The organism is Bradyrhizobium sp. LVM 105 (genome assembly GCF_003957705.1).
Lineage (GTDB): Bacteria > Pseudomonadota > Alphaproteobacteria > Rhizobiales > Xanthobacteraceae > Bradyrhizobium > Bradyrhizobium frederickii.
In genome coordinates this window covers 534,898-553,035 of sequence record NZ_QZMV01000004.1, presented here as the reverse complement: position 1 = coordinate 553,035, position 18,138 = coordinate 534,898, and the positions used below count along the sequence as shown (strand labels likewise).

Sequence of the window (18,138 nt, the reverse complement as noted above, 5' to 3'; positions counted from 1 at the left end):
TTTCTGCGGCAGGGCGCGCTTTTGCTGGGCACCTCCTTTGTGGAGCGCCTGGCTTTTGCCGGGCCCCCCGACATGCAAGACAGGGACCGCGGCGGCCGAACGAGTCGAAAAAGGGACAACAGAAGGTCAGATGAAACAGCCTCTGAAGCATCGCACCCTGTCGGCCGCGATCGTCGATCAGCTCAGGCAGGCGATCCTCGACGGCACCTATCCGGCCGGATCGCAACTGCGCCAGGATGCGCTCGGGGATGCTTACGGCGTCAGCCGCATTCCGGTGCGTGAGGCACTGTTCCAGCTCGAGGCGGAAGGCCTGGTGCGGATCGTGCCGCAGAAGGGCGCCATCGTCTCCGAGCTGTCGCTGGACGAGATCAACGACGTCTTCGACCTGCGCCGCATCCTGGAGCCGCGATTGCTGGCGCAGTCGGCGCCGCGCTTCAGCGCGCAGGATTTCGAGGGGCTCGACGACATCCACAAGAGCTTCGAGAAGGCGATCAAGGCGAAGAATGTCAGCGAATGGGGCCAGCTCAACGCCGACTTCCACATGGCGCTCTACGTGCACGCGCCGCAGCCCCGCACGCGCGCGATCGTGCTGTCACTGCTCCAGACCAGCGACCGCTATACTCGCCTCCAGCTCTCCAACACCAAGGCGATGGGGACAGCGGAAAAGGAGCACGCCCATCTGATCGCGCTCTGCCGCGCGCAGAAGGTGGAGGAGGCCTGCCACTTCCTGGAGCGGCACATCGAGGCCGTGCGCAAGGATCTGTTGCAGGTGGTGGCGAACGCGCCGAAGTCGCGACGGAAGGAGAAATCGTAGGGTGGGCAAAGGCGCATTTGCGCCGTGCCCACCAAACGGTGAACGTCTGCGACAGATGGTGGGCACGCTTCGCTTTGCCCACCCTACGATAGCTTGCCTACCTGCTCCCGTCCGGTCCCATCACGAGGTCCGGCAGCCAGGTCGAGATCCCCGGCACGAGGCACAGCAGCAGCACTGCGAGCATCATCAAGAGCACGAAGGGCAGGGTGCCCCAGATCACCTCGCGGAGCGGGATGTCCGGCGCGACGTTGCGGATAACGAAGATGTTGAGGCCGACCGGCGGATGGATCAGCCCCATCTCCATCACGATGGTCATGACCACGCCGAACCAGATGATGTCGAAGTTCGCGGCGCGGAGCGGCGGCAGGATGATCGGCGCCGTCATGAGAATGATCGACACCGGCGGCAGGAAGAAGCCGAGCACGACGACCATGACGAGGATCGCGAACAGCAGCTCCCAGCGCGGCAGGTGCATCGCGACGATGGATTCGGCGACCGATTGCGAGATGTGCAGATAGCTCATCACGTAGGAATAGAGCAGCGACATGCCGATGATCATCATCAGCATTGTCGATTCCCGGATCGTCGATTTCATGATCGGTGCGAGATCGCTCGGCCGCCACACGCTGTAGATCGCCGCGATCAGCGCCAGTGCCAGCAGGCCGCCGAGCCCCGCGGTTTCCGACGGCGTGGCGTAGCCGCCATAGAGCGCGATCATGACGCCGGTGAGCAGCAGCACGAAGGGGATCACGCGCGGCAGCACGCTGAAGCGCTCGGCGAGCGTGTACTCGTCACGCTGCAGGATCGGAGCCTCTGGTCCGCCGTTCTTGTAGGCTGCTTCGGCCGCGGCATATTCCTGGCGGAAGCGGATCACGGCGTAGGCGCCGAACAGCGTGACCAGCAGGAGGCCAGGCCCGATGCCGGCCAGGAACAGCCGCCCCAGCGACTTTTCGGCCGCGACCGCGAACAGGATCATGGTGATCGAGGGCGGCAGCAGGATGCCGAGCGTGCCGCCGGCGGCGATGATCCCTGCGGCAAAGCCGCCGGAATAGCCGCGCTTGCGCATCTCGGGGATGCCGGCCGAGCCGATCGCCGAGCAGGTCGCTGGGCTCGAGCCCGCCATCGCCGCGAACAGCGCGCAGGCGAACACGTTGGCGACGCCGAGGCCGCCGGGGACCCGGTGCAGCCAGGCGTGCAGCGCCGAATAGAGGTCCTGGCCGGCGCGCGATTTTCCGATCGCCGCGCCCTTCAGGATGAAGAGCGGGATCGACAGCAGCGTGATCGAGGCCATTTCCTCGTAGACGTTCTGCGTGACCGTATCGAGCGAGGCCGAGGGCATGTAGATGCCCATGAACACGACGGCGACCGCGCCGAGCGCGAACGCGATCGGCATCCCCGAGAACATCACCAGCAGCGTCACAATGCCGTAAGCGACGCCGATACCGAAAACGCTCATGGCCGCCTGGCTCCGACGAATGGCAGCGCAAGCTGCACGAGGATCTGGATGCAGAGCAGGCTCATCCCGAGCGCCATCAGCGAATAGGGAATGGCGAGCGGCGGCGACCACATCGAGTTCGAGACCTGGCCGTCGACATAGGCCTCATGGGCGAGTGTCCAGGATTTCCAGGTGAAGAAGGCGCAGAACAGGAACGTGGCGGCGTCGACCAGCCAGAGCCGGATCCGGTTCGCCAGCGGCGAGAGCAGCCCGACGAAGGCCTCGATGCCGATATGGCCGCGGTTCTGCTGCACGTAGGCCGCCGTCATGAAGGTCGCGCCGACCAGCAGGAACACGGCGGCCTCGTCCTGCCAGTAATTGGCGGCCTTGAACAGAGCGCGGCTGAGCACGCTGTAGCTCAGGATGGTGCAGGCCGCGACCAGCGCGATCGACGCGAACACCACGATGATGCTGTTGAGGACGGCGAGACCGCGATCGATCGCTGGCGCAAGGCCGGTCCCTGCGGCAGCGATCGTCTTGTCGTCGCGATCCGGAAGCGGACCGTGACTCATGCCGCGACGTCGGTGGCGAGCTTGAGCAGGTTGGCCGCGGTCGCCGTCTTGGCGCTGTAGTCCTTCCAGGCGGTGTCGCGGGCGATGTCGCGCCACTTGCCGACGGTCGCGGCATCGAGCGCCGAGACCTTGGCGCCCGCCTTCTCGTAGACCTTGGCGACTTCGATGTCGTCGTCCTGCGCGCCCTTGCGGCCGAAGGCTTCGAGCTCGGTGCCCACCGTGAGCAGGATGTCCTGGTGGTTCTTCGGCAGCTTGTCGAAGATGGCCTTCGACATCATCAGCGGCTCGAGCATGAACCAGTAGGAGGTGCCAGCGCCCGAGGTCAGGGACTTGGCGACCTCTTCCAGACGGAACGAGATCAGGCTGGTCGAGGAGGTGATGCCGGCGTCGCAGGCGCCGGTCTGCATCGCCGCGTAGATTTCGTTCGAAGGCACCGACAGCACCGAGGCGCCGGCGGTCTGGAGCACCATGTCCATTTCGCGCGAGCCGCCGCGCACCTTCAGGCCCTTGGCGTCTTCCGGCGCAACGATCGGCTTGGAGCGGCTGGCGACGCCGCCGGCCTGCCACACCCAGGTGAGCAGGATGATGCCCTTGTCGGCGAGGAAGTCGGTCAGCGCCTTGCCGACCGGCTCCTTCTTCCAGCGCAGGCCCTGGTCGTAGGTGGTCACGAGGCCCGGCATCAGGCCGATATTGGTCTCCGGCACCTCGCCTCCGGCGTAGGGCATCGGATAGAGGCTGATGTCGAGCGCGCCCTTGCGCATCGCCGAGAACTGCGCGTTGGTCTTGATCAGCGAGGAATTCGGGTAGATCTCGGCAGCGATGTCGCCATTGCTGCGCTTGGCCACTTCAGCGGCGAACATGCGGCAGAGCCGGTCGCGGAAATCGCCCTTGTCGATGGTGCCGCCCGGGAACTGGTGCGAGATCTTCAGCGTGGTCGCGGCCTGCGCGGTGCCGGTGCCGAAACGGAGGATGGCGGGTGCGGCGACGGCGGTCGCAATCAGATGGCGGCGCGTGAGCATGGTGTGATCCCCTTGAACGTTTCTTTGAATGATTCTTGGCTGGCGTGATTGGGCGGGTCATGTGTGACCGGGGCGTAGGCCCATCCTAGCCGGTCTTTCACCCGATATTCTCTCATCTGATAGTTCGAGATGGAATGCCGCGGCAAGTGCCGCCTGTGCTGCGCTGCACACATCCGATCGCTGCGGCAGGCTCGGACTCCCTGGATCGCAGGCGGGCTCGCTGAAATTTATCGGCGGCGGCGTAACAAGGCCGACTGTCCATCCGTCGAGATTGAATAGCGGCGCATGTCGCTGACAAACACCACCTCGAAGGGAAGATGATCCATGACCATTCGCACCCGCATCGCGCTCGGCGTCTCGGCTGCCGCTCTCTCGCTCGGCCTTGCGCTGTCGCCGGCCGCTTTTGCCCAGGACAAGATGGGCAAGGATGACGGCATGATGAAGAAGGACACGATGTCCAAGGACGGCATGATGAAGAAGGACACCATGTCCAAGGACGACGGCATGAAGAAGGATCACATGTCGAAGGACGGCATGAAGAAAGACGACGGGATGATGAAGAAGAACTGATCGTCGCCCGTTCGCGATCGAGGCGTTTGGCACAAGCAAACGCGCGCTCGAACGTTTGGGGCGGTCAGCTGGACCGCCCCAAATCATGTCTTGCTTCAATTTGAATTGAACGTGACCTGCGAAGGTCACGCGTCAGATTACTTGCGCTTGGTTACTTGCGCTTGGCCTTGCGGGCTGCGTAACGCGCGTCGCGCTTGGCCTTCTGCTCGGCTTCCAGGGCCGCGGCCCTTTCGGCAGCTTCCTGGGCCTCGCGCGCGATCCGCGCAGCTTCGGCGGCCTTGGCCTCTTCCTCCAGACGCTTCTTCTCGGCCTTTTCGGCCTCGCGCGCAGCCTTCGCCTCGGCGCGCTTGGCCGCGAGTGCTTCACGCTCGGCACGCTTCGCCGCCACCGCGGGATCATCAGGCCCCGGTTGGGATTTGAATTTGTTCAAAAGGTTTTTGCGGGCTTCCTGCGCCGCCTTTTGCCGGTCTGTGAAGCCGGGTTCCCTGAATCCACTCATCGACGAGCCTTGTCTTCCTCGCTTTCGATCCTACATCACTGCCTGTTGGTACGTCGGCTGGGCATAGCGGGCGCCGCGCGACACAGTAGCGTGTACATCGCTGCGCGTCGCGAAGCCACCCATAATCGCAGCCGGTCAGGACAACGAAAATCGCCACCCCCCGACGATCTCTCGTAGCCCGAAAAAGCTGCCGAATTGTGATGTCCCTCATATGGGATCACGAGGGCGACGCCTAGCGTCCGCCGCGATACGGAGCACGGGCATGCCGATCTTGAGATTAACCCTGAAGACGCTCTCAATTGCGTTCGCGGTGGCAGCCGTGGCCGGTGCCGTGCTGCTGCTCGCGCGGCCGCAGCCCATCGAGAGTGCCGTTCTGGGTACCGACTGGGAGTGCACTCGGACCGCGCTCGTGCTCACGACTTGCGCACCGCGGGCGATCCCGGCGGTCGAAACCTTGCGCAAGGAGGCGGCCAGCGCGACTCGGGGCTGAGCCTCTGATGCTGGAGCGAGCGGCTCAGCAGAGGATGTGACGGGACGTCGCAGAGGTGATAAGCCGGCCTGCCCACGCGACCAGGTAGCCATGTCCACCTCCAAGCCCGAACCGGGCGAGAAGCCGAAATCCAGACCGAAGCCTCCATCCGGCGACAACCGCCGCGGCGCGATCGCCGGTTTGATCATTGCGATCGCGATCCTCGCTATCGGCTGGTGGCTCGCCCGGGACCTCACTGCGGCCAGCAAGATGCAGGACTGCCTGATGTCCGGGCGAAGCAATTGCAACGTGATCGAGCCGGCCCGTTAGAAGCCTCCAGCGTGGCTCTTCGCAGCTCGCTGGGGCCGAAAAATTGCCGTCATCTTAATGATTTGTAAGCAGGTCAGCTATGCCAGCCGGCATCAAGCCCGGCGCGGTCCGAATCATCTATCGCGCCAGGCACCACGGCAATTGCGAGAGCAATCGAGAGAGCAGGGGTCAAGCACGCATGAGTGCGTCCAGCCGCATGAAGATCATCTTTCCCTTGGTTTCGGCCATGTCGTTGCTCGCGCTGCCGGCGCAGGCCCAGGACGCCAGGCCATCGAGGGACGTCGGCCAGCCTCCGGCCCGCCCCGCCGCCGCGGCGCCGGCTCCGAACAATTCTGACATGCACAGGAGCCCGCCGCCGCAGCAGGCGGCACGGCCGGCACCGCGGCCCGGTGGTCAGCCCCATGCGAATCCCGGACCGCGCGCGGCCGGCGGCCCGCCGCCGGGACGCCATGTCGATCGCGGGCCGGCTCCGGCGCGTGACTGGGGCGGACATGCTTATCGCGGCCACCGCGCCTGGGAGGGCGGGCGCTGGCGCCACGAGGTTCACAATGGCCGCTCCGGCTGGTGGTGGGACGTTGGCGGTGTCTGGTATTATTATCCGCAACGAATGGCCGGCCCGCCTGCCTACATCTCTGATGAATATTACGACGACGTGCCGGTAGCCTATGCGCCGCCGCCGCCTCCGGTCGCCTACGCCCCGCCACCGCCGCCTCCGCCACCGGCTGATCCCGGCGCGAGCGCGCTTGGCGGCGCCATCGTCGGCGGCTTGCTGGGCGGACTGATCTCGGGCAACGCAACGGGGGCTGCTGCAGGCGCAGTTCTCGGCGGCGCAACCGGCGCCATTACGGGCGCCGCCGCCGCTTCCCAACCTGGCTATTACTGGGCACAGGGCAATTGCTACTACCGTTATCCCAGCGGCCAATATGTTCAGGCCGATCCCCGTGCCTGCTATTGAGTTCTCCAAAGCGGATTGAAGCCTAAAGCGCGATGCGATCAGGATGAATCGTCATCGCGCTTTAGGTTGTCGTTTAAGCATGATCTTTTCGGAAAACCGCTGCGCACTTTTCCGGTTCAGGCTTGAGGAGGCGGGCCCGGCCCGCCTTTTTCGTGCGCTCCGGCCATGGCTTCAAATTGGCGCTGGCGCTCGTTGCCGCCTCACGCAAATCTCAAAGAAAATTTTCGGGATGATTCGCGGGGATGTGGGACATGCTGGATGCAATCCAGATCAGCTTGGCGCTTTGGGCGATGATCGTTTGTGGCGGGATCAAGCTTGGGCAGGTGCTGCACTGCCTGTTCTAGCAAGGGACCGGTCGCCTTGATCAAGCCACGAGCCAGTTGAAGAACGCCATCGCGCCCCAGACCAGGCCGGCGATCCACGCCAGCATCACGATGCCGATGGTCCCGAGATAGGCGACGCCGATCAGGTCGCCCCTTTTGCGTCGCGTCGGATCGTTGGCTGAGGCCGCTGCGTCTTGTGTCATGACGGAAAACACCATCGCTGCCTTCACGCTTCTTGAAGCGTCGAGACATTCTTAACTGAGATTGCCGGACCAGGACTGTGATGCCGTTCACAGATCGTCTGAATGAATCCCGGCCTCGAGGCTTCGCAATCAGCGCATGCACTGGGGCCGCGGGGACCGGCGTCACCCCGCAATCATACGGACGAAATTGCCATGCGCTGGTCCAGATGGCGAGTTAGGGTCGGCCGCATGTGTACCAAGTACGACCCACAGCGTGAGGCCGAGGCCGCGATGAAGCGGGCCGCGGCATCGGAAGGCGACGACCGGCAACGCCTGATCCAGCTTGCTTTGGCCTGGCACGAACTTGCGCGCGACCGCCGCGACGAGCAGGCGGACTGAAGACATTTCCGGAGAAAATTGGCGGGGCAGGGCGAGGTCGGTCAGTCCTCCATCTGCATGAGAAAGCCCCGTGCTCGGGGGACAAGCACGGGGCCCTTCAAAGCCGATCGGGGCTGGCGGATCGGCACCACTTGATTTCATGGCGTCAACGCGCCGGTCACGATCTCGTTCCGCCGAGCCTTCAGATTTTTTGGACCGTGGTCGTGCGCGGGGAGGCGTGCGGCGCCCGCGTTCAAGGAGGAACATCCGTTCCTTGCGGACGTTGGCTGGCTATGACCGACCCCGAGTTACGTGCACAGTCTTTCGAGATCGCCTGGAAATATCTCGATCGATCCGGCCTGCTCACAGGTGACCACCGGGAGTCAGCCCGCTTCATCCTGAACAGAATCGATCGCATGATGCTGCGCGGAGAGCGACGCAGATTGCTGCTGTCGAATGCGGCGATCGACGCCTACCGCTTGCGGCCGGGTGCCGGTGATGCTGAATGCGTGAACAAGCTGGTTGGGTGAAACGCGGCATTAAGAAATGCGCCGCGCTGGTTTCTCCGGTTACGATTCGTGCTTCGGGAACGAAGCGGAGTCGGATCGTGAACAAACAAAAAGCCCCCGAAGGGGCTTTAAGTTTCAGGCGGCTTCCGTCTTCGGGACTGCGTCGGCATTCACCGAAAGCTTGACGACATCGCCCTCGACGGCACCGACATATTTCGTGTCGATGTAGTGGTGATGGTCCTTGTGACCTTCCGGGCTGTCCTTTCGCGTCAGCTTGATCCGGTTGCCCTCGACGCGGTCGACGGTGCCGACATGTGCGCCGTCCTTGCCGATGATCTTCATGTGCTCTCTGATGTCAGCCATGTGGTCCTCCTTGCTGAGGTCTCAACTGCGAACATCGACGTTCGTTGCACGGCGCGCGTTGGACCCAAGGCGGTTTCCGCACGTTGAAATCCGATCGGATTTGCCAAGACGCGCATGGAGACCATTCAGGCCTATCTGGAACGCAAGCACGAGGAACTCGGGCTCTTGAACGACTGCCTGAGACATCGGCTCGATTTGGCCCGTCCGCGATCGATCGACGAGGTCATCAGGTCCAAATTCCAGCTCACGGCGGCGCTGAGGGCGGAGCACGAGCTGCACGAGTGGAACGCGACGGAGACGGCCTGGTCGCATACGGCCGATCCCATCAGCGGGCCTTTCGAATTCAGTTATGATTACCAGCGGGCCGATCTGACGGTGCGCGGTCCTTCCTTCTATGAGCTCGACCGCGGCTGCGCGAGCACGGCGATCTACACTGCGTCCGGCATGGCCGCGATCTCCGCCGTGCTGCTGGCCTCGGCGCAGATCGTCGAGAAGGCTGATGTCCTGGTGCTTCCAGGCTCCTATGGAGAGACGCTGGAGCTGATCCGGGGCTTCGTCCCGCATTTGCGGCTCGTGGCGTTAAGTTTGCCGCTGGGCGATGCGCTTGCTTGCGCGAACTCGCCGCGGATTCTTCTGTTGGATTCCTGCTGCGTCGCCGACGCTTTTGATGCCGTGCTGCGCTGTGACGGCTCCGGTCTTGATCTGCTGATCTGCGACACGACGTGCTTTGCGGGCAGGTCGGGCCGGATCCGGCGCGTCCGGAGGTGGGCTCGGCGATACCGAGTTCCGCTGGTGCTGGTGCGAAGCCACAACAAACTCGATTCGCTCGGGGCGGAATATGGCCGCCTCGGCTCGGCGGTCTTCGTGAACGACAATCAGCACGAGCCACGGACGGAGCATCCCTGGACGCGTCTTTCGGCCGAAACGCGCAACGCGGTGCGACTGCTCGGCGGCGCGGCGTTGCCGGCGCATTTCCCGCCTTTTGTCGGCAGCGCGGCCTATTGCAACCTCACGCAGCGGCGGGTCGCGGCGATCCTGCGCAACGGCCGCAGCATGGCTCGCCATTTTGCTGCGAAGCTCCCTGAGCTCTCGGCCGAGCTTCATTTCGCCCACGGTCTCTACGTCACCCTTCGGGGCAGGTGGTCACTCGACGAGGCGAGCGCCCGGCAGGCCGCCGCGGACATGAGCCACGACCTTCGCGCAGAAGGCTTCCCGATCCGCCATGCCGGCAGCTTCGGTTTCGATTTCGCGGCGACCGAGTGGTTTCACGACGCGACCACGGGCCGGTACAGCGTTCGCGTCGCAGTCTCGGACTTGCCGACGGAGTTGTGGAGCGATCTCACCGTGGCCATCGCGCGGTGGTGGCGGGCCCATCAGCCGGCGGGCGTCGGCGAAGGATGAATGTTTGGCCGACAAGTCCAGGCGGGCGCCTCGATCAGTCGATCGCCAGGCAATGCTCGAGTTGCCGCTTCTCGTGGCCGCGACGCGACCACTCCTGAACGGCGAAGGCCAGGTGATGATGGCCCATCCCGGCGCCAAAGATAGACGCCTGAGCCACCTTGATGGGCTTTGTCACCACATTGGTGTTCACGAGGCCTGCGTCGATGGCCAGATACGACATCGCGACAATCGCCACCGCAGATGCGATCGCCATTCTCGTCAATTCGGATTGCTGCATCAAGAAAACCTGTCGGGCGGCGTCTCGCCCGGCGCATAGATAAGAGTGATTGGCCCGGTGCAAAGACCCGGGGGATGGTTACCCACGCGTTCGTGAAGAGCGGGTTGACTTGGCAGTGGACTGGCGATCCCGGCAGGACTCGAACCTGCAACCCGCGGAGTAGAAATCCGCTACTCTATCCAGTTGAGCTACGGGACCGTCTGGAGCCGCCCCGGTTTGGGGGGGCCGGCTGTTCATCTAGCATGCCATTATGAAAAATATCGTCTTTCGCCAAGCCTGAACCGAACCGTTTTCCTCATTGCCGCGACAAAGCGAGACGGTGGCATGTCAGGGTGCCGGGTTGAGCGGCAGCGCAACGGACGATGGATCACATCGCCGGGAGCGCTGAAAAGCTTCCGGGATGTGGCCGCCGGACGACGGGTCAGGTATTGCTGCGCCCTCAGGACGGCGTACGCGGCGGTATCTCGATCGGTCCCCCTCTGGGCTTGCCCAATTATGGCGAATGCGACGATTTGCACCTTTGGTTCCATCGCCTTGAGTCCGTCACCTTTCCGCGCACCTCATGCTGCCTGCGGGCGGCTGTCCGCGATTTCCGGGAGTCCATCATGATCGGTCTTGTTCGCGCCGTTACACTCTGCGCCGCGCTTGCGCTCGGCCTCTGCGCGGCGCAAGCCGCGGACAAGGCGTTCAAGCGCGACGAGCTCGCCGATTCCGCGATCAAGCTGGAGGCCCAGATCAAGAGCGAGGCGGGGCCGGTCGCCAAGACCAGCGCGACGCTGAAGACGGACGCCGACGCCGCTTTCCGGCGCAACGATTATCGCACCGGTCTGTCGGTGCTCGGCCAGATCGCGGCCATCACGCCGGAAGACACCGGCAACTGGCTGCGGCTCGCCAAGGTCATCTTCCAGATCTCGCCGAAGAGCTCGAGCGAGCAGACCTTCCTGCTGGAGCGCGCCTCGACCGCGGCCTACATCGCCTACCAACGGGCCAGCAATCCGGGCGAGGAAGCCGATGCGCTCGCCGTGCTCGGCAAGTCGCTGGCTGAACGCAAGCTGTGGCGGCCGGCGCTGGATGCGCTGCGGCTGTCGCTCGACATGCGCGAGGTCGCCGATGTCCGCGGCCAATATGAGAAGCTGCGCGACGAGCACGGCTTCCGGCTGCTCGACTATACTGTGGATTCGGACTCGGCGAGCCCGCGCGCCTGCTTCCAGTTCTCCGAGGAGCTGGCAAAACGCACCGATTTCGCACCGTTCCTGGCGCTGGCGGGGCAGGACAAGCCGGCGCTGTCAGCCGAGAGCAAGCAGCTCTGCGTCGACGGGCTGAAACACGGCGAGCGCTACAACATCAATTTGCGCGCCGGCCTGCCGTCCACGGTGAAGGAAGGCCTGCCGAAATCGGCCGAGTTCAACATCTATGTGCGCGACCGCAAGCCGTTCGTGCGCTTCACCAGCCGGGCCTATGTGCTGCCCCGGACCGGGCAGCGCGGCATTCCCGTGGTCAGCGTCAACACGCCCGCGGTCAACATCAACGTGTTCCGGATCGGCGACCGCAACCTGATCAACACGGTGATCGACAGCGACTTTCAGAAGACGCTGTCCAGGTATCAGCTCACCGATCTCGGCGACGAGCGCGGCGTCAAGATCTGGTCCGGCGAGCTCGCGACCGCGACGACGCTGAACCAGGACGTCACCACGGCATTCCCGGTCGATCAGGCGCTCGGCGAGCTTCAGCCCGGCGTCTACGTGATGACGGCCGCGGCCAAGGGCCCGGACGACGATTATCAGCTCGCCACGCAATGGTTCATCGTCTCCGATCTCGGCGTGTCGGCCTATTCCGGCAACGACGGCATCCACGTCTTCGTCAACTCGCTGGCCTCGACCGATCCGGTCGGCAAGGCCGAGGTGCGGCTGGTCGCCCGCAACAACGAGATCCTGGCCACCCGCAAGACCGACGACAGCGGCCACGTGCTGTTCGAGGCCGGCCTTGCGCGCGGCGAGGGCGGCCTGTCGCCGGCGATGCTGACGGTAACCGGCGAGAAGGCCGATTATGCCTTCCTCAGCCTGAAGTCGTCGGCCTTCGACCTGTCCGACCGTGGCGTCTCCGGCCGCGCGGCGCCCGCCGGCGCCGATGCCTTCGTCTATGCCGAGCGCGGCGTCTACCGCTCCAGCGAGACCGTCTATCTCACCGCGCTGTTGCGCGACGGGCAGGGCAATGCCGTCACCGGCGGGCCGATGACGCTGGTGATCGAACGCCCCGACGGTGTCGAATACCGCCGCGCCGTGCTGCCCGACCAGGGCGCCGGCGGCCGGATGCTGGCCGTGCCGCTCAACTCGGCCGTGCCGACCGGGACCTGGCGGGTGCGCGCCTTCACCGACCCGAAGGGCTCCTCGGTCGGCGAGACCACCTTCATGGTCGAGGATTACGTCCCCGACCGGATCGAATTCGACTTGTCCGCCAAGGACAAGCTGATCAAGGCTAACGCTCCAGTGGAGCTTAAGGCGAACGGCCATTTCCTCTATGGCGCGCCGGCCTCGGGGCTTGCACTCGAAGGCGACATGCTGGTCGCGCCCGCGGCCGAGCGCCCGGGCTTTGCCGGCTACCAGTTCGGCGTCGCCGACGAGGAGACCAATTCGAACGAGCGCACGCCGCTCGAGAACCTGCCTGAGGCCGACGCCAATGGCGTTGCGACCTTCCCGGTGACGCTGGACAAGCAGCCGGCTTCGACCCGTCCGCAGGAGGCGCAGATCTTCGTCCGCATGGTCGAGACCGGCGGCCGCGCCGTCGAGCGCAAGATCGTGCTGCCGGTCGCGCCCGGCGCGGCGCAGATCGGCGTCAAGCCGCTGTTCGGCGACAAGAACGTCGCCGAGGGCGACAAGGCCGAGTTCGACGTCGTGTTCGTCTCGCCCGAGGGTGAGAGGCTGCGCCGCGACGGCCTGCGCTACGAGCTGCTGAAGATAGAGTCGCGCTACCAATGGTATCGCCAGAACAATTACTGGGAGTACGAGCCGGTCAAGTCGACCTCGCGCGTTGCCGACGGTGACGTGACCGTTGCGGCCGACAAGCCGGCGCGGATTTCGCTCAGCCCCCAAACCGGCCGCTACCGGCTCGACGTCAAGTCGAGCGACGCTGACGGCCCGGTGACCTCGGTCCAGTTCGACGTCGGCTGGTATTCCGACGGCAGCGCCGACACGCCGGACCTCCTGGAGACCTCGATCGACAAGCCGCAATATTCCTCCGGCGACACCATGACGGTGTCGGTCAATGTCCGCAGCGCCGGCAAGCTCACCGTCAACGTGCTCGGCGACCGCCTGCTGACGACGCAGACCATCGACGTCAAGGAAGGCACCGCCCAGGTGAAGCTCCCGGTCGGCAAGGACTGGGGCACCGGTGCCTATGTGGTGGCGACGCTGCGCCGTCCGCTTGATGCTGCCGCCCAGCGCATGCCGGGCCGTGCGATCGGGCTGAAATGGTTCGGCATCGACAAGCAGGCCCGCACGTTGCAGGTGAAGCTGTCGCCGCCGGCGCTGGTCCGGCCGAATTCGGCGTTGAAGATTCCGGTCAAGCTCGACGGACTCAATCCGGGCGAGGACGCCAAGATCGTGATCGCCGCGGTCGACGTCGGCATCCTCAACCTGACCAATTACAAGCCGCCGGCTCCGGACGATTACTATCTCGGCCAGCGCCGCCTGAGCGCCGAGATCCGCGATCTCTACGGGCAATTGATCGACGGCATGTCCGGCACGCGCGGCCAGATCAAGTCCGGCGGCGATGCGGGTGCCGGCGAATTGCAGGGCTCACCGCCCACGCAAAAGCCGCTCGCGCTCTATTCGGGCATCGTGACCGTCGCCGCCGACGGCACCGCGGAAGTGAGCTTCGACATTCCCGAGTTCGCCGGCACCGCGCGCGTGATGGCGGCGGCGTGGACGGCCACCAAGCTCGGCCGCGCCAACACCGACGTCGTGATCCGCGACCCGATCGTGCTGACCACGACCCTGCCGCGCTTCCTGCTCAACGGCGACCGCGGCACGGTCAACCTGGAGATCGACAATGTCGAGGGCCAGGCCGGTGACTACGTCATCAACGTCAAGACCGGCGGTCCGGTGAAGATGACGGGCAATCCGGCGACCACGGTCAAGCTCGCCGCCAAGCAGCGCAATTCGTTCTCGCTCGCGATCGACGCGACCGCGGCAGGGCAGGCGACGCTCGACGTCGACATCAAGGGGCCGAACGGGTTGACGCTGGCGCGGCATTACACGCTCGACGTCAAGGCGGCGACGCAGGTGCTGGCACGGCGCTCGATCCGCACGCTGGCGAAGGGCGAGAGCCTGACGCTGACCTCGGACATGTTCTCCGACCTCGTGCCGGGCACCGGCAGCGTCTCGGTTTCGGCGAGCCTGTCGACCGCGCTCGACGCCGCGACGATCCTCAAAGCGCTCGACCGTTACCCCCATGGTTGCTCGGAGCAGATCACGAGCCGCGCCATGCCGCTGCTCTATGTCAATGACCTTGCGGCCGGCGCGCATCTGGCCATGGACACCGAGGTCGACCAGCGCATCCGCGACGCGATCGAGCGGCTGTTGGCGCGCCAGGGCTCGAACGGTTCGTTCGGCCTGTGGTTGGCCGGCGGCGACGACGCCTGGCTCGACGCCTATGTCACGGACTTCCTGACCCGCGCCCGCGAGAAGGGGTTTGCGGTGCCGGACGTGCTGTTCAAGAACGCGCTCGACCGCATCCGCAACTCCGTGGTCAACGCGAACGAGCCGGAGAAGGACGGTGGGCGCGATCTCGCCTACGGCCTCTATGTGCTCTCGCGCAACGGGGTCGCGCCGATCGGCGATCTCCGCTATCTCGCCGATACCAAGCTGGCCAATCTCGCAACGCCGATCGCGAAGTCGCAGCTCGCGGCGGCACTCGCTCTGGTCGGCGACCGCAACCGCGCGGAGCGGGTCTATGGTGCCGCGCTCGACAGCCTGGCGCCGAAACCCGTCCTGGAGTTCGGCCGCACCGATTACGGCTCGCAGCTTCGCGATGCCGCGGCTTTGGTGTCGCTTGCCAGCGAAGGCAACGCGCCGAAGGCGACGCTGACGCAGGCGGTGTCCCGGGTCGAGAGCGCGCGCGGGCTGACGCCCTACACCTCCACGCAGGAAAATGCGTGGCTGGTGCTGGCGGCGCGGGCGCTGGCCAAGGAGAACCTGTCGATGGAAGTGGACGGCCAGCCGGTCAAGACCGCGCTCTACCGCAGCTACAAGGCGGATACGCTGAGCGGCAAGCCGCTGAAGATCACCAACACCGGCGATGCGCCGGTGCAGGCCGTGGTCTCGGTGTCGGGCTCGCCGGTGACGCCGGAGCCGGCGGCGTCGAACGGCTTCAAGATCGAGCGCAACTACTTCACGCTCGACGGCAAGCCGGCCGACATCAGCAAGGTCAAGCAGAACCAGCGCTTCGCGGTGGTGCTGAAGATCACCGAGGCCAAGCCGGAGTACGGCCACATCATGGTGGCCGACTATCTGCCGGCGGGCCTCGAGATCGACAACCCGAAGCTGGTCTCGTCCGGCGACAGCGGGACGCTGGACTGGATCGAGGACGGCGAGGAGCCTGAAAACACCGAGTTCCGCGATGACCGCTTCACCGCGGCCGTCGACCGGGCCTCGGATTCCAAGTCGGTCTTCACCGTCGCCTATATCGTGCGCGCGGTCTCGCCGGGCAAATACGTGCTGCCGCAGGCCTATGTCGAGGACATGTACAATCCCTCGCGCTATGGCCGGACGGGCACCGGGACCGTCGAGGTGCGGGCGGCGAAGTGAGTGAGATGAGCGAGGTGACGCCGCGTACACAATCGTCATGCCCGGGCTTGTCCCGGGCATCCACGAACTTTGGTGCGGCTGGCGAGAACGTGGATGGCCGGGACAGGCCCGGCCATGACGGAGTGCGGAGCTGGGGCCATCGCGTCCTCTCCGCCCTGGCGTTCACGCTCATCCTCGCCGTCACCGGCTTCGTCGCCTGGGTCTACTCCCTCGGTCCGCTCCCGTTCGACGAGGCGCGGCAGGTCTCCACCACCATCGTCGACCGCAATGGGAAGCTGCTGCGCGCCTATGCCATGGCCGATGGGCGCTGGCGGCTGCCGGTGGACACAAAAACAAATGTCGATGCGACATACCTGAAACTGCTGCTCGCCTATGAAGACCAGCGCTTCTACGCCCATGACGGCATCGACCCGCTGGCGCTGGGGCGCGCTGCGCTACAGCTCGCAACGCGCGGCCACATCGTCTCGGGCGGCTCGACGATCAGCATGCAGCTGGCCCGGCTGATGGAGCCGCGCCGGCAGCGCTCGCTCTATGCCAAGCTGCGGCAGATGGTGCGCGCGATCGAGATCGAGCGCAGCATGAGCAAGGAGCAGATCCTCGACCTCTATCTGGCGCTCGCGCCTTACGGCGGCAATCTCGAAGGCATCCGCGCCGCCTCGATCGGTTATCTCGGCAAGGAGCCGAAGCGCCTGTCGCTGGCTGAAGCGGCGCTGCTGGTGGCGCTGCCGCAATCGCCGGAGACGCGCCGGCTCGATCGCCATCCCGAGGCCGCGCGCAAGGCGCGCGACCGCGTGCTCGACCGCATGGTCGAGGAGCAAGTGGTCAGCGCAGACGACGCACGCCAGGCCAAGGCCGTGCCCGTGCCAAGACTGCGCAAGCCGATGCCGATCCTGGCGCCGCATGCCTCCGACACCGCGCTGTCGACGGTCAAGGATACGCCAATCGTCAAGCTCACGCTCGATGCTAATTTGCAGAAGGTGCTGGAGCCGCTGGCGCGCGACCGCGCCATTGCGCTCGGGCCGAACATCTCGGTCGGCATCATCGTGGTCGACAATGAGAGCGGGGACGTGCTCGCCCGCGTCGGTTCGGCCGATTATTTCGACGAGAGCCGGGCAGGGCAGGTCGACATGACCCGTGCGATCCGCTCGCCGGGCTCGACGCTGAAACCCTTCATCTACGGGCTCGCCTTCGAGGACGGCTTCGTTCATCCGGACAGCCTGATCGACGACCGGCCGGTTCGCTTCGGCTCCTACGCGCCGGAAAATTTCGACATGACCTTCCAGGGCACGGTGCCGGTGCGGAAGGCGCTGCAATTGTCCCTCAACGTGCCTGCGATCGTGCTGCTCGACCGGGTCGGCTCCAGCCGGCTTGCCTCGCGGCTGCGGCAGGCCGGCGGCAATCTGGTTCTGCCCAAGGACGAAGCGCCGGGGCTCGCCATGGGTCTCGGCGGCGTCGGCGTGACGCTGCAGGATCTCGCCCAGCTCTATGCGGGCTTCGCCCGCCTCGGCACCACCAAGCCGCTGCGCGAGGTCATGGCGGAAAGGGACGACCGCGAGCCGCTCCGGCTGCTGGATCAGGTCGCGGCCTGGCAGGTCGGCAACGTGCTTTTGGGAACGCCGCCGCCGGAGAATGCCGCTCACAACCGCATCGCCTTCAAGACCGGGACCTCCTACGGCTATCGGGACGCGTGGTCGGTCGGGTTCGACGGCCGGATGACCATCGGCGTCTGGGTCGGCCGGCCCGACGGCGCGCCGGTTCCGGGCCTGATCGGGCGGGTCGCCGCCGCACCGATCCTGTTCGATGCGTTCGCGCGCAGCGGCAAGACGTTGGCCCCGCTGCCGAAGCCGCCCAAGGGAACGCTGGTTGCCGGCAACGCCAAGCTGCCGTTGCCGTTGAAGCGGTTCCGCCCCGTCGGGGAGCTGGTGCGGACCGGCCGCGAGCAGGCCCTGCACATCCAGTTTCCCCTGAACGGCTCGCGGATCGATGTCGATCGCTCCGGCGGGCAGGAGAGCGCCGCGATGCCGGTCAAGGTCGCCGGCGGCGTTCTGCCGATGACTGTCATGGTTAACGGCACGGCGCTTGGCGAGATCGACGGCCGCCGCCAGCGCCTGATCGATCCACCCGGTCCGGGCTTTGCACGGCTCACCGTGATCGATGCCACGGGCGCCGCGGACACAGTCGTCATTCGAATTCAATGAGCCTGCCTTAAGCGGTTGTGGCGATGGCGGTTTCAGCGTA

17 protein-coding genes and 1 tRNA gene are annotated in these 18,138 nt (G+C 65.4%); 10 read left to right on the top strand and 8 right to left on the bottom strand.

Annotated elements, in window-relative coordinates; genetic code table 11:
* The first annotated feature begins 130 nt into the window (after positions 1-130).
* Complete coding sequence (locus D6B98_RS15015; protein ID WP_126257749.1) at positions 131-814, top strand: GntR family transcriptional regulator; 684 nt, start codon at positions 131-133, stop codon at positions 812-814.
* A gap of 97 nt (positions 815-911) precedes the next feature.
* Here D6B98_RS15015 and D6B98_RS15010 read toward each other — a convergent pair whose 3' ends face one another.
* The 3 genes from D6B98_RS15010 to D6B98_RS15000 are packed head-to-tail and all read right to left on the bottom strand — an operon-like array spanning position 912 to position 3,840.
* Positions 912-2,270, bottom strand: coding sequence for a TRAP transporter large permease (locus D6B98_RS15010; RefSeq protein WP_126257748.1), 1,359 nt, complete (start codon positions 2,268-2,270; stop codon positions 912-914).
* Complete coding sequence (locus D6B98_RS15005; protein ID WP_126257747.1) at positions 2,267-2,821, bottom strand: TRAP transporter small permease; 555 nt, start codon at positions 2,819-2,821, stop codon at positions 2,267-2,269. The genes D6B98_RS15010 and D6B98_RS15005 overlap by 4 nt, the downstream gene beginning before the upstream one ends.
* Complete coding sequence (locus D6B98_RS15000) at positions 2,818-3,840, bottom strand: TRAP transporter substrate-binding protein (protein WP_126257746.1); 1,023 nt, start codon at positions 3,838-3,840, stop codon at positions 2,818-2,820. The genes D6B98_RS15005 and D6B98_RS15000 overlap by 4 nt, the downstream gene beginning before the upstream one ends.
* Before the next feature lie 324 nt (positions 3,841-4,164).
* On the opposite strand from D6B98_RS15000, the gene D6B98_RS14995 reads away from it, so the two are divergent.
* Positions 4,165-4,410 (top strand): pentapeptide MXKDX repeat protein, encoded by a 246-nt coding sequence (locus D6B98_RS14995; protein WP_028136553.1) that lies wholly within the window; start codon positions 4,165-4,167, stop codon positions 4,408-4,410.
* A gap of 151 nt (positions 4,411-4,561) precedes the next feature.
* Here D6B98_RS14995 and D6B98_RS14990 read toward each other — a convergent pair whose 3' ends face one another.
* Entirely contained in the window at positions 4,562-4,909 is a 348-nt protein-coding gene (locus D6B98_RS14990) for a DUF6481 family protein (RefSeq protein WP_126257745.1), read from the bottom strand.
* Positions 4,910-5,171: 262 nt separating this feature from the next.
* On the opposite strand from D6B98_RS14990, the gene D6B98_RS14985 reads away from it, so the two are divergent.
* From D6B98_RS14985 to D6B98_RS14975, 3 genes are all read left to right on the top strand, one after another.
* The gene (locus tag D6B98_RS14985; protein ID WP_126257744.1) at positions 5,172-5,399 is read left to right on the top strand and encodes a hypothetical protein; all 228 of its coding nucleotides are present in this window, start codon (positions 5,172-5,174) and stop codon (positions 5,397-5,399) included.
* 90 nt (positions 5,400-5,489) lie between these two features.
* Complete coding sequence (locus D6B98_RS14980) at positions 5,490-5,708, top strand: hypothetical protein (protein ID WP_126257743.1); 219 nt, start codon at positions 5,490-5,492, stop codon at positions 5,706-5,708.
* Between the two features lie 178 nt (positions 5,709-5,886).
* Entirely contained in the window at positions 5,887-6,663 is a 777-nt protein-coding gene (locus tag D6B98_RS14975; RefSeq protein ID WP_126257742.1) for a hypothetical protein, read from the top strand.
* Between the two features lie 364 nt (positions 6,664-7,027).
* Here the strand turns inward: D6B98_RS14975 and D6B98_RS39865 are convergent, their stop codons facing one another.
* Entirely contained in the window at positions 7,028-7,189 is a 162-nt protein-coding gene (locus tag D6B98_RS39865) for a hypothetical protein (RefSeq protein WP_164718613.1), read from the bottom strand.
* Positions 7,190-7,417: 228 nt separating this feature from the next.
* Here D6B98_RS39865 and D6B98_RS39860 point away from each other — a divergent pair, with 228 nt between their 5' ends.
* Positions 7,418-7,567: a hypothetical protein gene (locus D6B98_RS39860; protein WP_164718612.1), complete on the top strand. Its 150-nt coding sequence runs from the start codon at positions 7,418-7,420 to the stop codon at positions 7,565-7,567.
* 272 nt (positions 7,568-7,839) lie between these two features.
* The gene (locus D6B98_RS14970) at positions 7,840-8,076 is read left to right on the top strand and encodes a hypothetical protein (RefSeq protein WP_126257741.1); all 237 of its coding nucleotides are present in this window, start codon (positions 7,840-7,842) and stop codon (positions 8,074-8,076) included.
* Between the two features lie 114 nt (positions 8,077-8,190).
* Here the strand turns inward: D6B98_RS14970 and D6B98_RS14965 are convergent, their stop codons facing one another.
* On the bottom strand, positions 8,191-8,418 hold the full coding sequence (locus D6B98_RS14965) for a DUF2171 domain-containing protein (RefSeq protein ID WP_027574503.1): 228 nt from the start codon (positions 8,416-8,418) through the stop codon (positions 8,191-8,193).
* Between the two features lie 114 nt (positions 8,419-8,532).
* Here D6B98_RS14965 and D6B98_RS14960 point away from each other — a divergent pair, with 114 nt between their 5' ends.
* Complete coding sequence (locus D6B98_RS14960) at positions 8,533-9,819, top strand: hypothetical protein (RefSeq protein ID WP_126257740.1); 1,287 nt, start codon at positions 8,533-8,535, stop codon at positions 9,817-9,819.
* 34 nt (positions 9,820-9,853) lie between these two features.
* Here the strand turns inward: D6B98_RS14960 and D6B98_RS14955 are convergent, their stop codons facing one another.
* Together D6B98_RS14955 and D6B98_RS14950 are read right to left on the bottom strand one after the other, a co-directional pair.
* On the bottom strand, positions 9,854-10,096 hold the full coding sequence (locus D6B98_RS14955; protein WP_126257739.1) for a hypothetical protein: 243 nt from the start codon (positions 10,094-10,096) through the stop codon (positions 9,854-9,856).
* A gap of 121 nt (positions 10,097-10,217) precedes the next feature.
* Positions 10,218-10,294, bottom strand: a tRNA-Arg gene (locus D6B98_RS14950).
* A 407-nt stretch (positions 10,295-10,701) separates the two neighbouring features.
* Here D6B98_RS14950 and D6B98_RS14945 point away from each other — a divergent pair.
* Together D6B98_RS14945 and pbpC are read left to right on the top strand one after the other, a co-directional pair.
* The gene (locus D6B98_RS14945) at positions 10,702-15,900 is read left to right on the top strand and encodes an alpha-2-macroglobulin family protein (protein WP_126257738.1); all 5,199 of its coding nucleotides are present in this window, start codon (positions 10,702-10,704) and stop codon (positions 15,898-15,900) included.
* A gap of 89 nt (positions 15,901-15,989) precedes the next feature.
* On the top strand, positions 15,990-18,098 hold the full coding sequence (pbpC, locus tag D6B98_RS14940; RefSeq protein ID WP_126257737.1) for a penicillin-binding protein 1C: 2,109 nt from the start codon (positions 15,990-15,992) through the stop codon (positions 18,096-18,098).
* Positions 18,099-18,138 lie beyond the last annotated feature (40 nt).

Excerpts from the sequence above, each read along its gene's own strand:
- D6B98_RS15015 (WP_126257749.1), top strand. The coding sequence starts at position 131 with ATGAAACAGCCTCTGAAGCATCGCACCCTGTCGGCCGCGATCGTCGAT.
- D6B98_RS15010 (WP_126257748.1), bottom strand. The coding sequence starts at position 2,270 with ATGAGCGTTTTCGGTATCGGCGTCGCTTACGGCATTGTGACGCTGCTG.
- D6B98_RS15005 (WP_126257747.1), bottom strand. The coding sequence starts at position 2,821 with ATGAGTCACGGTCCGCTTCCGGATCGCGACGACAAGACGATCGCTGCC.
- D6B98_RS15000 (WP_126257746.1), bottom strand. The coding sequence starts at position 3,840 with ATGCTCACGCGCCGCCATCTGATTGCGACCGCCGTCGCCGCACCCGCC.
- D6B98_RS14995 (WP_028136553.1), top strand. The coding sequence starts at position 4,165 with ATGACCATTCGCACCCGCATCGCGCTCGGCGTCTCGGCTGCCGCTCTC.
- D6B98_RS14990 (WP_126257745.1), bottom strand. The coding sequence starts at position 4,909 with ATGAGTGGATTCAGGGAACCCGGCTTCACAGACCGGCAAAAGGCGGCG.
- D6B98_RS14985 (WP_126257744.1), top strand. The coding sequence starts at position 5,172 with ATGCCGATCTTGAGATTAACCCTGAAGACGCTCTCAATTGCGTTCGCG.
- D6B98_RS14980 (WP_126257743.1), top strand. The coding sequence starts at position 5,490 with ATGTCCACCTCCAAGCCCGAACCGGGCGAGAAGCCGAAATCCAGACCG.
- D6B98_RS14975 (WP_126257742.1), top strand. The coding sequence starts at position 5,887 with ATGAGTGCGTCCAGCCGCATGAAGATCATCTTTCCCTTGGTTTCGGCC.
- D6B98_RS39865 (WP_164718613.1), bottom strand. The coding sequence starts at position 7,189 with ATGACACAAGACGCAGCGGCCTCAGCCAACGATCCGACGCGACGCAAA.
- D6B98_RS39860 (WP_164718612.1), top strand. The coding sequence starts at position 7,418 with ATGTGTACCAAGTACGACCCACAGCGTGAGGCCGAGGCCGCGATGAAG.
- D6B98_RS14970 (WP_126257741.1), top strand. The coding sequence starts at position 7,840 with ATGACCGACCCCGAGTTACGTGCACAGTCTTTCGAGATCGCCTGGAAA.
- D6B98_RS14965 (WP_027574503.1), bottom strand. The coding sequence starts at position 8,418 with ATGGCTGACATCAGAGAGCACATGAAGATCATCGGCAAGGACGGCGCA.
- D6B98_RS14960 (WP_126257740.1), top strand. The coding sequence starts at position 8,533 with ATGGAGACCATTCAGGCCTATCTGGAACGCAAGCACGAGGAACTCGGG.
- D6B98_RS14955 (WP_126257739.1), bottom strand. The coding sequence starts at position 10,096 with ATGCAGCAATCCGAATTGACGAGAATGGCGATCGCATCTGCGGTGGCG.
- D6B98_RS14945 (WP_126257738.1), top strand. The coding sequence starts at position 10,702 with ATGATCGGTCTTGTTCGCGCCGTTACACTCTGCGCCGCGCTTGCGCTC.